Genomic DNA, 12512 nt, shown 5'->3' with positions numbered 1-12512 from the left:
CACCTTTCGTCGTTGTGGGTCGCGACGAAAGAGGGACGCCCCGGGGTCCCGGCGCTGCCTAGGGTGCGAGCGTGGAAGCGACGAGTGGGGGAACGACGCCGTGGGCGGGCGCCGGACGCGGGGCGGGAGCCAGGCTGGCCGCCGCGTGGAGGTGGCTCGTGCCCGCCGGGGAATGGTCGCCGCGGAGGACGGTCGGCGAGGTGGCGCTCACCGCCGTCGTCGCACTGCTCGCCGCGGGGACCGAAGAACTGCTCGGCGGCGAAGGGTGGCAGCTCGCCGCGGTCGCCGCCGGGTCGGCCGTACTGTCGCTGCTGCGCCGCAGATTCCCCGCCACCGTGCTCGTCGTCACCGCCGCGCTCAGCCCCGTCGTCCCCGGCCTCGGTCCGCTGCTGCTCGTCCTCGGCTGGTCGGCGGGCGGTCACATCCTCGGCGTCGGACGGGCCCTGCACGCGTTCATCGCCGCCTACGTCCTCAACGTCGCCGCCACCCTGATCGTCGCCTGGGACCAGAGCCGGATGCTCACCCTCGCCTTCATGGCGACCCTGTACTACCTGGGCACCACCCTCGCGCCCGGACTCGCCCACCGGTACTGGGCCCAGCGCCGCACCCTCCTGCACGCCCTCCAGGAGCGCAACGTACGGCTGGTGCGCGAGCGCAAGATGATCGGGCGGAACGCCCGGCTGCGCGAACGGCAGCGCATCGCCCAGGACATGCACGACAGCCTCGGCCACCAACTCGCCCTGATCGCCGTGCACACCGGCGCCCTGGAGGTCGACCGCGAGCTGAACGACCGGCAGCGCGAGGTCGTCGGCGTGCTCCGGAACGCGTCCGTGACCGCCATGCACGAACTGCGGGAGGTCGTCGGCATACTCCGGGACGGCACCGAGGCCACCGACCCCGACACCGGACCGGTCGGCGCCGGCGACGAGAGCGGACGGGCGGCCCGCGGGATCGCCGGCATCGAAGGACTCGTCGCCTCCGCGCGCGCCGCAGGGACCCGCGTCGAACTACGGCGGATCGGCGACGAGCGGCCCCTCGAACCGGCCGCCGGGCACGCCGCGTACCGCATGGCGCAGGAAGCGCTCACCAACGCCTACAAGTACGCCCCCGGCGCCGCCATCAGCGTCGAACTGCGCTACGAGCCCGACACGTTCGTCGTCGAGATCTTCAACGAGGAGCCGCTCGACGGCCCCGCGAAGGGCGTCGTCAGCGGCGGCCAGGGTTTGGCCGGCCTAGAGGAGCGGGCCCGGCTCGTCGGCGGCATGTGCCATGCGGGCCCCGCCGACGGCGGAGGTTTCCGGGTCGCCGGAATGCTGCCGTACGGCTCCGCGCCCACCGGAGAATCCGCGTCTTTGGTCGACGCTGCCGACGACTTCCGGCAGCAGTCGACGAAGCCCTTCGGGCGGCAAGGTCGTTCCGTACCGGTCGGAGAGCCCGACTGGACCTTCACGGAACGGGAGTTGGCGATGGCACTGCACGGGGGCAAGACCCGCGGCACCGGAGGATCCGTCGCGCTCGGCTGCGGCATAGCCTTCGCGGCGCTCGTCGTCCTCGTCCTCGCGGCCGGCTTCGGCCTCTACTACTTCGTCGGATCGATCCAGGACGCGATGATCGAGCCCTCGAAGTACGAGTCGATCGAGGTCGGCATGGCCGAGAAGGACGTCCGGGCCATGCTGCCCGACGGCGACTCCTTCGCGAACCTGGCCACCTCGGGCAAGGGCGCGCCGCCCGAGCCGAAGGGCGCCGCCTGCCTCGCCCTGCTCTCCACGGAGACGAGCGACGACTTCGACGTCGACCCCGTTTTCCGGTTCTGCTTCAAGGACGGCAAGCTGATCGAGAAGAAGGCGTACGAGGTGAGGCAGTAGCGTCACGGCCGACCCGTACCGAGGCGTTGGGGGAGGCGTAGTGCTGTCAGGGCAGACGGGACGGTCCGGGCGGACCGTCAGGGTCGTGGTGGCCGACGACGAGCCGCTGATCAGGGCGGGGATCCGGATGATCCTCAACTCCGATCCGGACATCCACGTGGTCGCCGAGGCCGCGAACGGGCGCGAGGCCGTCGACGCGGCCCGCGCGCACGCCGCCGACGTCGTGCTCCTCGACATCCAGATGCCGGTTCTCGACGGCCTCTCCGCCCTCCCCGAGCTGCGCCGGGCCGCGCCCGGCGCCCGGGTGATCGTCCTGACCACCTTCGGCGAGCGGGAGAACGTCCTGCGGGCGCTGGAGCACGGCAGCGCCGGCTTCCTGCTGAAGGACACCGCGCCCGCCGAACTGATCGGCGCCGTCCGGGCCACCGCCGCTGGTGACGCCTACCTCTCGCCCGCCGCGACCCGGCACGTCGTCGAACGGCTCGCCTCCGGCCGTGAGACCGCCCGCGCCGAGGAGGCCCGCGGCCGGATCGCGGCGCTCGGCGAGAAGGAACGGGAGGTCCTGGCCCTCCTCGGCGAGGGCCTCTCCAACGCCGACGCGGGCCGCCGGCTGCACATGAGCGAGGCCACCGTGAAGACGTACGTCAGCAGGATCCTCGCCAAACTCCAGTGCGAGAACCGCGTCCAGGCGGCGCTCCTCGCCCGCGACGCGGGGCTGTAGGGGGCTGGGGCGGGGATGCCATGGGGCTGGGGCGGGGGATGTCGCGGGGCTGAAGCCGGGGCTCTAGCTGGGCTCTGGCGGGGCTGTAGTGGGGGTCAGGGGGCTGTGGGGTCCGCGGGGCCTGCCGCGTTGTAGCGGAGGAGGTAGCCGGCGAAGCGGGCCAGGTCCTCGCCCGACCAGTCCTTCAGACGCTCCTGGTAGGCGGCGAGACGGTTGGCCTGGGCGGTGGCGAGCACCGCGAGACCGGCTTCCGTCGGGTGCAGGACCTGCACCCGGTGGTCCTCCGGCGCGGGCCGGCGCTCCACCATGCCCAGCTTCTCCAGCCCCGCCAGCTGGCGGCTGACCGTCGACTTGTCCAGCAGATAGTGCGCGGCGAGATCCGTGGCGCGGCAGCCACGCCGGTCCGCGATGTGCGCGAGGAGCGTGTACGAGACGAGCGGGATCTCCGGGTGGACCCGGGCCGCGGCGGCGCGCGCCCGGCGCGCGAAGGCCGTCAGTTCCCGCTGGATGACGTCGACGGACGCCTCGCGCGGTGGTTCGCCGCCGGTGGGGGTGGGGTGGCCGGTGACGTCATCCGTGGCGTCGCCGACGGTGCCATCGGTCGGGTGGTCGGTGGTGGACATCGGGGCTCCCTGGGTGAGTTCGCCCCGCACGGGGGTTCGGTTGTATAGTACAACGGTTCTTTGGTTGTAAAAGCCAACAAATGGCTCTCTTTGTCGTTCTCGGAGGTCTGGTGTCCACAGGACCGAACCCCACCGCCGGTGCCCTGCGGCACGTCCTCGGGCATCTCCTCACGCCCCTCCTCATGTGCCTCGGCATGGGCCTCGCCTACCTCGGCGCCTTCCACGCCCCCCAGCCCCATGACCTCCGCGTCGACATCGTCGGCTCCGGGCCCGCCGCCCAGGTCCTCGCCCAGACCCTCCACGACAAGGGCGACGGCGCCCTCGACGTCCGTACCGTCCCCGACCGGGCCACCGCCGCCACCGCCCTCCACCGGCAGGACAGCTTCGGCGCCTACATCCCGGGCGACCACCCCGAGCTCCTCGTCGCCTCCGCCTCCTCCGACACCAGCGCCATGGCCGTCGAGAAGGTCTTCACCCAGGTCGCCGCGGACCAGGACGCTCCCCTCAAGGTCGCCGACCTCGCCCCCACCGCCTCCGGCGACCCCACCGGCCAGGGAGTCTTCTTCCTCCTCGTCGCCGTCAGCATCGGCGCCTACGCCTCCGTCGCCGTCATCGGCGCCGCCGGAGCCGCCCTCCCCATGCGCCTGCGCGCCCTCCTCGCCGCCGGTACCTCCCTCGTCGTCAGCCTCATCGGCACCCTCTTCGCCGGCCCCGTCTTCCACCTCGTCGACCACGGCCTCGCCGGCGTCTGGGCCCTCGCCTGGCTCTACGCCGCGGGCATCCTCCTCATCGGCATCGGCCTCCACACCTACCTCCGCCGCTGGACCACGCTCGGCGTGATGGTCCTCTTCGTCATGCTCAACTTCACGAGCTCCGGGGGCATCTACCGGCCCGAGCTCCAGCCCGGCTTCTTCGGCTCCCTGCACGCCTTCTGGAACGGCGCCGGCCTCGTCGAAGGCATCCGGGGCCACGTCTACTTCGACGGACACGGCCTCGGCGGCAACGTTCTCGTCCTCGCCCTCTGGTTCCTCGCCGGAGCCGTCCTCGTCACCGTGGCCGGCCGCACAGAGGCCAGGCGGAAGGCCCGGGCCGCCGTCGAAGCCGCCCCGGCGGCGAAGACCGGGGCCGAGGAGCGGCGGAAGGAGGAGACGGAGGAGGAGATGGAGGAGGCCGTGGCCGTCTGATCAGGCGGTATGTGGTTGTCCACAGGTCGTTGTCCACAGGGGGAGACGGCCGATCAAGACCGGCTGTACCGTCAGGCCCGGAAGCAGTCGAGGCAGTCGAGGAAGTCGACGCCGTCGACAGGCAGTCGATGTCATCGGGGGAGGTCGTCCCATGGGCGAGATGAAGGCCGTCGTGCCGGGACAGCGTGAAGGAACGGACGGGGAGCGCATCCCGCACGTGCCCGGATTCGCCCGGCGCGGCCCTGCGGAGGACTCCCCCAGGGCCCGCGGCAAGCAGCTGCGCGCCACCGTCCCCCGCTCCTCCCACGCGGAGCTCACCCTCCCCGCCGGACGACCCGACGCCGTCCGCGCCGTCGAGGAGTCCAGCCGGGGCCGCGTCCCCGGACTCACCCCGATCCGCGTCGGCCGGATGGCCGCCAACCCGTTCGCGTTCCTGCGCGGATCCGCCGGCCTCATGGCCCACGACCTCGTGAGCACCCCGGTCACCGGGATCGCCGCGCAGCTCTGCGGCGACGCCCACGCCGCCAACTTCGGCCTCTACGGCGACGCCCGCGGCCGACTCGTGATGGACCTCAACGACTTCGACGAGACCGCCGTCGGCCCCTGGGAATGGGACCTCAAGCGGCTCGCCACCTCCCTCGTCCTCGCAGGCCGCGTGGTCGGCGCGGACGAGGACACCTGCCGGGCCGCAGCCTTCGACACCGTCGGCGCCTACCGGCGCACCATGCGGCTCCTGGCCCGGCTGCCCGCCCTCGACGCCTGGAACGCGATACCCGACGAGGAGCTCGTCTCCCACACCGACGCCCGCGACCTCCTCGGCACCCTGGAGCGCGTCTCCGCCAAGGCCCGCAACAACACCAGCGCCCGGTTCGCCGCCCGCTCCACCGAGACGGTCGCCGAGACCGAAGGCGGTGGCCGCCGCTTCGTCGACGCGCCGCCCGTCCTGCGCCGGGTGCCCGACATCGAGGCCGCAGCCGTCACCGCGGCCCTCGGCGACTACCTGGAGACCGTCTCCGAGGACCGGCGCCCGCTCCTCGCCCGGTACGCCGTCCACGACGTCGCCTTCCGGGTCGTGGGCACCGGCAGCGTCGGCACCCGCTCCTACGTCGTCCTGCTCCTCGACCACCGCGGCGAACCGCTCGTCCTCCAGGTGAAGGAAGCCCGGCCGTCCGTGCTCCTGCCCCACCTGCCCGCCGCCGGGTTCACCGTCCCCGACCCCGGGCACGAGGGCCGCCGCGTCGTCCTCGGACAGAAGCGGATGCAGGTCGTCAGCGACATGCTGCTCGGCTGGACCACCGTCGACGGGCGTCCCTTCCAGGTGCGCCAGTTCCGCAACCGCAAGGGCAGCGTCGACCCCGCCGCGCTCACCGCCGACCAGCTCGACGACTACGGCCGGATGACCGGCGCGCTCCTCGCCCGCGCCCACGCCCACAGTGCCGACCCGCGCCTGATAGCCGGCTACTGCGGAAGGAACGAGGAGTTCGACGAGGCCGTCGCCGCCTTCGCGGTCACCTACGCCGACCGCACCACGGCCGACCACGCCGACCTGCTCACCGCCATCCGCACCGGCCGCATGGCGGCGGAGCTGGGCGTGTGACGGGTACCGGAGGGAGCCCTGGGAGCCCTGCGCGCGGCTGAGGGGCGGGCGGGGCGGACGCGCGACGTGCGGGAGGGGCGGACGGGGGACGTGCGGGTGGGGCACGGGGCACCACAACGTGAAACGGGGGGAGGGGGAGGGGAGGGAGGGGGGAGGGGCCCCCGGTGAGGACCTACGCTTGAGGGATCGGGCCGGAACGAGGACGTGGGCGGGCGTGAACGTGAGCGAGGACCAGGACCAGAGCCAGGACCAGAGCCAGGACCAGAGCCAGGGCCAGGAGCAGGGCCGCGAGCCGCAGCCGCAGCCGCAGTCGGAGGCGGCGGGGCCGCACTCGGAGCCGCAGCCCGAGGCGCAGTCGGGGGCGGAGTCCGGGTCGGAGCCGCCGTCGGGGTCGCAGTCGGAGGCGGAGGCGCGGCCGGAGGCTCGGTTGGAGCGGGCTGTGCGGGTGGCCGAGCAGGCGCTGATCGAGTTCGAGATCGCCGTGGAGACCTTCCGGGTCGAGGTGGAGAACTTCTCGCGGCTGCACCATCAGACGCTGGGGCCGATGTACGCGCGACTGGACGAGCTGGACGCGTCGATCGCGGAGGCGCGGGCCGCGCGGACCGGTGATCCGGAGGATCTGCGGCGGGCGCGGGAGGCGCGGGCCGCGGTGCAGCCGCTGCCGGGGGTCGAGGTGCTCTTCGACGACTGGATCGACTCCGACGGGCTGTCCCCCGAGGCGGCCGCGATGCTGACCGAGCGGCCGGTGCGGCCGCCGCAGCGGGTGCGGCCCAGCGAGGAGGTGCGCAGGCTCTACCGTGAGCTGGCCCGCAAGGCGCACCCGGATCTGGCGCGTGAGGAGGGCGAGCGGAAGCGGCGGGAGGAGTTCATCACCCGGGTGAACGCGGCCTACGCGCGCGGTGACGAGGGGCTGCTCCGGGAGCTCGCCGCCGAGTGGGAGGCGGGTCCGGTGCCGGCCGAGGAGCGGCTGAGCGAGAGCGAGGAGCTGTACGCGCGGCTGGAGTGGCTGGCGCAGCGCAAGGACCTGCTGTCCGCGCTGGCGCGGGAGCTGGAGGAGAGCGCGATCGGGTCGATGCTGCGGCTGGCGCCGGACGATCCCGATCGGCTCCTCGAGGAGATCGCCGAGCAGCTGCGTGGCCAGGTGTCCGAGCGTGAGGCCGAGCTGGCCACGCTGGTGCAGTAGGTTTTCCCAGGTCGAGGCGGTTTCGCCGTACACGAGAGAAGGTCAGTGCCATGAGTTTCGCCCCGCTGCCGTCGGTGCCCGCCGCGTCCGTGCCCGCCGATGCCCTGGTGCTGGACGTGCGGGAGGACGACGAGTGGGCGGCCGGGCGGGTCGAGGGCGCGCTGCACGTGCCGATGAGCGACTTCGTGGCCCGGTTCGCCGAGGTCGGTGAGCAGCTCGCCGAGCACGGGCGTGCCTATGTGATGTGCCGGGTGGGCGGCCGGTCGGCGCAGGTCACGCAGTACCTGGTGCAGCAGGGGTACGACGCGGTGAACGTGGACGGCGGGATGCTGGCCTGGGAGGGCGCCGGGCGGCCTGTGGTCGCGGACAACGGGCCCGGGTTCGTCGCCTGAGCCGTGCCCTCCGCCCGGCCCTTCGCGGCTGGTCAGTCCAGGGGGTGGGTGGCGATGAGGTCGCCCAGGGCCTCTTCGTGGGCGGCGGCGGGGCCGAGGGAGAGTTCGAGGTACTTCGCCCACGCGTGGTAGCGGTGCAGGGGATAGTCGGTGTCGGCGCCGAAGCCGCCGTGCAGGTGCTGGGCGGTCTGGACGACCCGGCGTACGCCTTCCGCGGCCCAGATCTTGGCGACGGCGAGGTCCGCTTCGGCGGGCAGGGCCGTTTCGGCGGCGGTGGAGACGCGCCAGGCGGCCTGCCACAGGGTGGCCTCCATCGCGCGGAGGTCGATGTAGCGGTCGGCGGTCTGGACGGCGACGGCCTGGAAGGTGGCCACGGGGTGGCCGAACTGTTCGCGCTTGCCGGTGTACTGGCTCGTCATGGTCAGGACCTGTTCGCCGAGGCCGAGGGCGAGCGCGCAGGTGCCGGTGGTGAGCAGGGCGCGGAGCGTCGGCCAGGCGTCGTCGGAGTCGAGGACGCGGTCGGCGGGGAGGCGTACGGCGTCGAGGCGTAGCCGGGCGAGGCGTTCGCCGTGGGTGCCGTACTGGGTGTCGAGGGTGAGTCCCGGCTGGTCGCGCGGGAGCAGGGCGAGGACCGTGTGGCCGTCGGCGGTGGCGGCGGGGACGGCGGTCAGGTCGGCGTGGTGCGCCCAGGGGACGTGGTCGGTGGTGCCGTCGAGGATCCAGTGGGTGGAGTCCCGGCGGGCGGTGACGGCCCGTTCGGCGGGTTCGTGGCCGGTGGTGCCGTGGGCGGCGGCGGTGAGGAGCAGCCGGCCGGCGGTGACCTCGGGCAGGAGCGCGGCGGCGGTGGTGGGCGGGGCGTGGTGCTGGAGTACGTGGGTGACGGCGGCGGTCTCCAGGAGGGGGACGCGGGCCAGGACGCGGGCGGACTCGCGCAGGACGAGGCAGAGGGCGACGGGGTCGAGGCCGGTGCCGCCGTGCTCGGGGGCGGTGAGGATCCCGAGGAGGTCGGTGGCGGCGAGGCGCTGCCACAGGGGGCGGTCGAGGTCGTCGGCGACGGCGGTCGGGGTGAGGGCGGGGCTGGGTACGGCGTCGGGTGCGACGTCGGCGAAGACGGTACGGGCCGTCTCCGCGGCGGCCTGCTGTTCCTCGGTGAACGTGAAGTCCATGGCCCTGTCCTTCCGTTGCTGTCCGCTGCCGGTCCTGCGGCCCGCCAGGAGGCGTTTTCTGACGGGCCGTCAAGATAGAACAGGTTCTAGCGGAAGGGAATGGGCTCAGCGGTCGAAGTCCAGCTCCACGTCGGGGGTGGCCGGGTGGGACTGGCAGGCCAGGACGTAGCCGGCGTCGGTCTCCTCGGGTTCGAGGGCGAAGTTGCGGTCCATGCGGACCTCGCCGCCGACGACGAAGGCGCGGCAGGTGCCGCAGACCCCGCCCTTGCAGGCGTACGGGGCGTCGGCGCGGGCGCGGAGGACGGTGTCGAGGAGGCTTTCGCCGCGCTCGACGGGCCAGGTGCCGGAGCGGCCGTGGAGGGTGGCCGTGAGGGTGGCGTGGGCGGGTGTGTCGGCGGTGGGGACGGGCGCGGGGCCCGAGCCGTCGTCGACGTGGAAGATCTCCTGGTGGACGCGGGACCGGTCGACGCCGAGGTCGTGCAGAGCCCGCTCGGCGCCCTGGACGAGGCCGAAGGGGCCGCAGAGGAACCAGCCGTCGATGGCGCCGACGGGGAGGAGCGCGGGCAGGAGGGCGGCGAGCCGTTCCTGGTCGAGGCGTCCGGAGGGGAGTCCGGCCTGCTGCTCCTCGCGGGAGAGGACGGTGACGAGCTGGAACCGGTCGGGGTGGCGGTCCTTCAGGTCGGCGACCTCGTCGAGGAACATCGTGGAGGCGGCGGTGCGGTCGCTGCGGATCAGGCAGAACCGGGCCTCGGGTTCGCGGTCGAGGAGGGTGGCGGCCATGGAGAGCACCGGGGTGATGCCGCTGCCTCCGGCGACTGCGGCGAAGTGGCCGGGGCGCGGGTCGAGGACGAACCGGCCGGTGGGGGCCATGACGTCCACGGTGTGGCCGGGGGTGAGCTCCTTGAGGGCCCAGGTGGAGAAGGCGCCGCCGTCGACGAGGCGGATGCCGACGCGGAGTTCGGGGCGCTCGCCGGCCGGGGCGGCGGGGGAGCAGATCGAGTAGGTGCGGCGGATCTCCTGGCCGGACTCGTCGGTGCGGCGCAGGGCGAGGTGCTGGCCGGGGCGGTGCCGGAAGGTGTCGTGGAGGTCGTCGGGGACCGCGAAGGTGACGGCCACGGAGTCGTCGGTGAGCCGCTCGACCTGGCTCACCGGGAGCGGATGGAACATCTACAGCTCCTTGAAGTGGTCGAAGGGTTCGCGGCAGGCGGTGCAGCGGCGCAGGGCCTTGCAGGCGGTGGAGGAGAACCGGCTGAGGAGTTCGGTGTCGGTGGAGCCGCAGTGCGGGCAGCGGATGGCCAGGGTGAGGGCGACGGGTCCGCCGGCGGGCCCCTGGGGGCGGGGCGGGGCAATGCCGAACTCGCTGAGCTTGCGGCGGCCTTCCTCGGTGATGTCGTCGGTGGTCCAGGCGGGGGCGAGGACGGTGACGACGGTGACCTCGGGTATGCCGTGCTCGTGGAGGGCGTGCTCGATGTCGGTGGACATCGTCTCGACGGCGGGGCAGCCGGTGTACGTGGGGGTGAGGGCGACCTCGACGCGGCCGGGGCCGGTGACGTGGACGCCGCGCAGCACGCCGAGTTCGGCGAGGGTGAGCACCGGCAGCTCGGGGTCGGGGACGGCGCCGGCGATCCGGGCCAGCTCCGTCTCCAGCGGGGTGGCGGTGGTGGTCACCATGTCGCCCCCGGGTGGCTGCGGTGGAGGTGCTGCATCTCGGCGAGCATCCGGCCGAAGGGTTCGGTGTGGAGGCCCTGGCGGCCGGCTCCGGCGCGCCAGGCGCCGGTGCGGGGGCCGGCGGGGACGGTGAGCCCGGCGCGGGTGAGGGTCGTGGTGACCGAGTCCAGCCAGGCCGCTTCGAGGGCGGCGGGGTCGAGGTCCAGGCCGTCGAGGGGCTGGAAGAGTTCGCCGGTGTAGCGCCAGAGGGCCTCGCAGGCCGACCGCATGCGGCGGTGGCTCTCCTCGGTGCCGTCGCCGAGGCGGATCGTCCACTGCTCGGCGTGGTCCTGGTGGTAGGCCACTTCCTTGACGGCCTTGGCGGCGAGGCCGGCCAGCGGGGTGGAGCCGGTGGCCAGGGCCGCGTAGAGGAGCCGCTGGTAGGTGGAGAAGTACAGCTGGCGGGCGATGGTGTGGGCGAAGTCGCCGTTGGGCTGCTCGACCAGCTGGACGTTGCGGAAGTCGCGCTCCTCGCGGAGGAAGGCGAGTTCGTCCTCGTCGCCGGCGAGGGAGAGCAGGACGCGGGCCTGGCCGAGGAGGTCGAGCGCGATGTTGGCGAGGGCGACCTCCTCCTCCAGTTCGGGGGCGTTGCCCGCCCACTCCCCCAGGCGCTGGGCGAGGACGAGGGCGTCGTCGCCGAGGGCGAGGGCCGCGGCGGTGACGGCCGGGTCCGTGACGGTCGTGGCGGTGACGGCCGTGGTGGTGACGGCCGTCGTGGTGGCGGCCGTGGTGGTGGGCGTGTCGGTGGCGGTCACAGGTGCTTCACCCCCTCCGGGATCTCGTAGAAGGTCGGGTGCCGGTAGGGCTTGTCGGCGGCCGGCTCGAAGAAGGGGTCCTTCTCGTCCGGGGAGGAGGCGGTGATGGCGGCGGAGGGCACGACCCAGAGGGAGACGCCCTCCATCCGGCGGGTGTAGAGGTCCCGGGCGTTGCGCAGGGCCATCTCCGCGTCGGGGGCGTGGAGGCTGCCGGCGTGGGTGTGGGAGAGCCCTCGGCGGGAGCGCACGAACACCTCCCACAGGGGCCAAGTGTCGCTGCTCATGCCTGTGCCTCCCCGTGCTGTCCGGTGTGCTTGCGCGCGTAGGCCGCGGCGGCCTCTCTGACCCAGGCGCCGTCCTCGTGGGCCTGGCGGCGCCTGGTGATCCGCTGGTCGTTGCAGGGGCCGTTGCCCTTCAGCACGTCCCAGAACTCGGCCCAGTCGATGGGGCCGAAGTCGTAGTGCCCGCGCTCCTCGTTCCACTTCAGGTCGGGGTCGGGGAGGGTGAGGCCGAGGGCCTCCGCCTGCGGGGCGGCGATGTCGACGAAGCGCTGGCGCAGCTCGTCGTTGGTGTGGCGCTTGATCTTCCAGGCCATCGCCTGCGCGGTGTGGGTCGACTCGTCGTCGGGCGGGCCGAACATCATCAGGGACGGCCACCACCAGCGGTCCACCGCGTCCTGGGCCATGGCGTGCTGGACCTCGGTGCCGCGGGAGAGGGCGAGCAGGGCCTCGTACCCCTGCCGCTGGTGGAAGGACTCCTCCTTGCAGACGCGGACCATGGCCCGGGCGTACGGGCCGTAGGAGCAGCGGCAGAGGGGGACCTGGTTGGTGATGGCGGCGCCGTCGACGAGCCAGCCGATGGCGCCGACGTCGGCCCAGGTGAGGGTGGGGTAGTTGAAGATCGAGGAGTACTTCTGGCGGCCGGTGTGGAGCTTGTCGAGGAGCTCGTCGCGGCTGACGCCGAGGGTCTCGGCGGCGCTGTAGAGGTACAGGCCGTGGCCGGCCTCGTCCTGGACCTTGGCCATGAGGATGGCCTTGCGGCGCAGCGAGGGCGCGCGGGTGATCCAGTTGGCCTCGGGCTGCATGCCGATGATCTCGGAGTGGGCGTGCTGCGCGATCTGGCGGACGAGGGAGGCGCGGTACGCCTCCGGCATCCAGTCGCGCGGCTCGATGCGCTCGTCGGCGGCGACCGCGGCGTCGAACACCGCCTCGCGGGCGGCTCGCGCCGCCGCGTCCGCGGCATCCGTGCCGGGCGCTTCCGCGGTCACTGCCGTCCCTGCCGTCCCTGCGGTCATCGGACCCCCTACCGACCGATCGTTC

Annotated in this window: 13 protein-coding genes; 6 read left to right on the top strand and 7 right to left on the bottom strand. The window is 73.3% G+C overall.

Annotated elements, in window-relative coordinates; all coding sequences use genetic code 11:
• Positions 1–158: 158 nt before the first annotated feature.
• Together ACIGHB_RS09765 and ACIGHB_RS09760 are read left to right on the top strand one after the other, a co-directional pair.
• Positions 159–1865, top strand: coding sequence for a sensor histidine kinase (locus ACIGHB_RS09765; protein WP_399911182.1), 1707 nt, complete (start codon positions 159–161; stop codon positions 1863–1865).
• Between the two features lie 85 nt (positions 1866–1950).
• Positions 1951–2586 carry a response regulator transcription factor gene (locus ACIGHB_RS09760; protein WP_360307993.1) on the top strand — a complete coding sequence of 212 codons (636 nt, stop codon included), beginning with the start codon at positions 1951–1953 and terminating at the stop codon, positions 2584–2586.
• Between the two features lie 95 nt (positions 2587–2681).
• Here ACIGHB_RS09760 and ACIGHB_RS09755 read toward each other — a convergent pair whose 3' ends face one another.
• On the bottom strand, positions 2682–3209 hold the full coding sequence (locus tag ACIGHB_RS09755) for a MarR family winged helix-turn-helix transcriptional regulator (RefSeq protein ID WP_399911179.1): 528 nt from the start codon (positions 3207–3209) through the stop codon (positions 2682–2684).
• 110 nt (positions 3210–3319) lie between these two features.
• On the opposite strand from ACIGHB_RS09755, the gene ACIGHB_RS09750 reads away from it, so the two are divergent.
• The 4 genes from ACIGHB_RS09750 to ACIGHB_RS09735 all read left to right on the top strand — a co-directional run bounded on the left by ACIGHB_RS09750 (position 3320) and on the right by ACIGHB_RS09735 (position 7565).
• Entirely contained in the window at positions 3320–4393 is a 1074-nt protein-coding gene (locus tag ACIGHB_RS09750) for a hypothetical protein (RefSeq protein WP_399911177.1), read from the top strand.
• Positions 4394–4544: 151 nt separating this feature from the next.
• Positions 4545–5990 carry a DUF2252 domain-containing protein gene (locus tag ACIGHB_RS09745; protein ID WP_399911174.1) on the top strand — a complete coding sequence of 482 codons (1446 nt, stop codon included), beginning with the start codon at positions 4545–4547 and terminating at the stop codon, positions 5988–5990.
• 427 nt (positions 5991–6417) lie between these two features.
• A complete protein-coding gene (locus ACIGHB_RS09740) occupies positions 6418–7173 on the top strand; it encodes a hypothetical protein (RefSeq protein WP_399911642.1) in 756 nt (251 codons plus the stop codon).
• Positions 7174–7223: 50 nt separating this feature from the next.
• On the top strand, positions 7224–7565 hold the full coding sequence (locus tag ACIGHB_RS09735; protein ID WP_399911171.1) for a rhodanese-like domain-containing protein: 342 nt from the start codon (positions 7224–7226) through the stop codon (positions 7563–7565).
• Between the two features lie 32 nt (positions 7566–7597).
• Here ACIGHB_RS09735 and ACIGHB_RS09730 read toward each other — a convergent pair whose 3' ends face one another.
• From ACIGHB_RS09730 to paaA, 6 genes are all read right to left on the bottom strand, one after another.
• Positions 7598–8731, bottom strand: a complete 1134-nt coding sequence (locus tag ACIGHB_RS09730) for an acyl-CoA dehydrogenase family protein (protein WP_399911168.1) — start codon at positions 8729–8731, stop codon at positions 7598–7600.
• 105 nt (positions 8732–8836) lie between these two features.
• Complete coding sequence (locus ACIGHB_RS09725; protein ID WP_399911166.1) at positions 8837–9898, bottom strand: 2Fe-2S iron-sulfur cluster-binding protein; 1062 nt, start codon at positions 9896–9898, stop codon at positions 8837–8839.
• Entirely contained in the window at positions 9899–10402 is a 504-nt protein-coding gene (gene paaD, locus ACIGHB_RS09720) for a 1,2-phenylacetyl-CoA epoxidase subunit PaaD (protein ID WP_360308013.1), read from the bottom strand. It abuts the gene before it with no gap.
• Positions 10396–11193 (bottom strand): 1,2-phenylacetyl-CoA epoxidase subunit PaaC, encoded by a 798-nt coding sequence (gene paaC / locus ACIGHB_RS09715; protein ID WP_399911161.1) that lies wholly within the window; start codon positions 11191–11193, stop codon positions 10396–10398. Before paaC ends, paaD begins: the two co-directional genes overlap by 7 nt.
• The gene (gene paaB / locus ACIGHB_RS09710) at positions 11190–11477 is read right to left on the bottom strand and encodes a 1,2-phenylacetyl-CoA epoxidase subunit PaaB (RefSeq protein WP_030493720.1); all 288 of its coding nucleotides are present in this window, start codon (positions 11475–11477) and stop codon (positions 11190–11192) included. The genes paaC and paaB overlap by 4 nt, the downstream gene beginning before the upstream one ends.
• On the bottom strand, positions 11474–12487 hold the full coding sequence (gene paaA, locus ACIGHB_RS09705; protein ID WP_399911158.1) for a 1,2-phenylacetyl-CoA epoxidase subunit PaaA: 1014 nt from the start codon (positions 12485–12487) through the stop codon (positions 11474–11476). The genes paaB and paaA overlap by 4 nt, the downstream gene beginning before the upstream one ends.
• Between the last annotated feature and the right edge of the window lie 25 nt (positions 12488–12512).

The sequence above is a fragment of the Streptomyces sp. NPDC085460 genome, from assembly GCF_044541975.1.
Classification (GTDB): domain Bacteria; phylum Actinomycetota; class Actinomycetes; order Streptomycetales; family Streptomycetaceae; genus Streptomyces.
Note: the sequence above shows the minus strand (reverse complement) of the source record. Positions and strands in the feature narration are given on the sequence as shown.

What these genes read in the sequence shown, in the direction of transcription:
- ACIGHB_RS09755 (WP_399911179.1), bottom strand. Translation starts at nt 3,209, where the DNA reads ATGTCCACCACCGACCACCCGACCGATGGCACCGTCGGCGACGCCACG.
- paaA (WP_399911158.1), bottom strand. Translation starts at nt 12,487, where the DNA reads ATGACCGCAGGGACGGCAGGGACGGCAGTGACCGCGGAAGCGCCCGGC.
- ACIGHB_RS09735 (WP_399911171.1), top strand. Translation starts at nt 7,224, where the DNA reads ATGAGTTTCGCCCCGCTGCCGTCGGTGCCCGCCGCGTCCGTGCCCGCC.
- paaB (WP_030493720.1), bottom strand. Translation starts at nt 11,477, where the DNA reads ATGAGCAGCGACACTTGGCCCCTGTGGGAGGTGTTCGTGCGCTCCCGC.
- ACIGHB_RS09725 (WP_399911166.1), bottom strand. Translation starts at nt 9,898, where the DNA reads ATGTTCCATCCGCTCCCGGTGAGCCAGGTCGAGCGGCTCACCGACGAC.
- paaD (WP_360308013.1), bottom strand. Translation starts at nt 10,402, where the DNA reads ATGGTGACCACCACCGCCACCCCGCTGGAGACGGAGCTGGCCCGGATC.
- ACIGHB_RS09745 (WP_399911174.1), top strand. Translation starts at nt 4,545, where the DNA reads ATGGGCGAGATGAAGGCCGTCGTGCCGGGACAGCGTGAAGGAACGGAC.
- ACIGHB_RS09730 (WP_399911168.1), bottom strand. Translation starts at nt 8,731, where the DNA reads ATGGACTTCACGTTCACCGAGGAACAGCAGGCCGCCGCGGAGACGGCC.